Raw genomic sequence first — 1,541 nt, 5'->3', positions numbered from 1 at the left:
TCGCCCTATTCAGACTCGCTTTCGCTGCGGCTACGGCTTCTCGCCTTAACCTTGCATGGGAACGTAACTCGCCGGTTCATTCTACAAAAGGCACGCCATCACCCATAGATCGGGCTCTGACTTCTTGTAAGCACACGGTTTCAGGATCTATTTCACTCCCCTTCCGGGGTGCTTTTCACCTTTCCCTCACGGTACTGTTTCACTATCGGTCGCTAGGGAGTATTTAGCCTTAGCAGATGGTCCTGCTGGATTCATACGGGGTTTCACGTGCCCCGCACTACTCGGGATCCGTCTCGGAGGGAATATACTTTCGGCTACAGGGCTTTTACCTCTTATAGCGGGCCTTTCCAGACCTCTTCGCCTAATATGTTCCTTTGTAACTCCATGTGAGACGTCCCACAACCCCAGAGAGCAAGCTCTCTGGTTTAGGCTGTTCCGTGTTCGCTCGCCGCTACTGACGGAATCACTCTTGTTTTCTCTTCCTCCAGGTACTTAGATGTTTCAGTTCCCTGGGTATGCCTCCTCGCATCCTATGTATTCAGATACGGGTAACTAGCTATTACACTAGCTGGGTTTCCCCATTCGGACATCCCCGGATCGAAGCTTGCTTACAGCTCCCCGAGGCAGTATCGTTGTTCGCCACGTCCTTCTTCGGCTCCTAGCGCCTAGGCATCCTCCGTGTGCTCTTAGTAGCTTAACCAATCGCTTCGGTTATGTGGATCAAGGATCCCAAAACCTTCGCTGCTACTTTTATTTAAACTTGTTTTGACACAAGTTCAGCTAAAAGGATATTTCTAATTGCGCAAATTCGTTTCGTTATCTAGTTTTCAAGGATCAACCCCAGTCTTTCGACCGGAAGATTATCATATCACATGATATCTTGCAGTTCAACCTGCAATTTATGGAAGCGATATGAAGTTTATGGTGGAGCCAAGGGGGATCGAACCCCTGACCTCCTGCGTGCAAGGCAGGCGCTCTCCCAGCTGAGCTATAGCCCCATAATTCACCCCAAAAGTGAAATATGGCTTCGAGGTTTATTCCGATTACTCACCGGATGCCTCGCCACTTACCTTATGAAGTTAGTATTTATATGGTGGGCCCTAGTGGACTCGAACCACCGACCTCACCCTTATCAGGGGTGCGCTCTAACCAGCTGAGCTAAGGGCCCATATAAAATACGCTTGGCGACGTCCTACTCTCCCGGGACCCTTCGGTCCAAGTACCATCGGCGCTGGAAGGCTTAACGGTCGTGTTCGGTATGGGTACGCGTGGAACCCTTCCGCTATCGCCACCAAACGTATTCATGGTGAAAGAATTGATCTTTCAAAACTGACCAACGAGTGAGTTGGTTGACTTCAATGAAGTCTGTACGATGACTTGCGCCACCGTTATTTGAATGTCTTCGTTGCAGAAGACGATTCTCCATAGAAAGGAGGTGATCCAGCCGCACCTTCCGATACGGCTACCTTGTTACGACTTCACCCCAATCATCTACCCCACCTTCGGCGGCTGGCTCCCGTAAGGGTTACCCCACCGACTTC

Annotated in this window: 2 tRNA genes and 3 rRNA genes; all 5 read right to left on the bottom strand. The window is 50.4% G+C overall.

The window, feature by feature from the left end:
- A 23S ribosomal RNA gene (locus ACETK5_RS32460) occupies positions 1 to 700 on the bottom strand; the annotation flags it as partial.
- 222 nt (positions 701 to 922) lie between these two features.
- Positions 923 to 998, bottom strand: a tRNA-Ala gene (locus ACETK5_RS32455).
- Between the two features lie 93 nt (positions 999 to 1,091).
- A tRNA-Ile gene (locus ACETK5_RS32450) sits at positions 1,092 to 1,168 on the bottom strand.
- A gap of 11 nt (positions 1,169 to 1,179) precedes the next feature.
- Positions 1,180 to 1,296 (bottom strand): 5S ribosomal RNA (rrf, locus tag ACETK5_RS32445).
- Positions 1,297 to 1,428: 132 nt separating this feature from the next.
- A 16S ribosomal RNA gene (locus ACETK5_RS32440) occupies positions 1,429 to 1,541 on the bottom strand; the annotation flags it as partial.

The organism is Paenibacillus ilasis (assembly GCF_043195395.1).
GTDB classification, from domain to species: domain Bacteria; phylum Bacillota; class Bacilli; order Paenibacillales; family Paenibacillaceae; genus Paenibacillus_AQ; species Paenibacillus_AQ lautus.
Note: the sequence above shows the minus strand (reverse complement) of the source record. Positions and strands in the feature narration are given on the sequence as shown.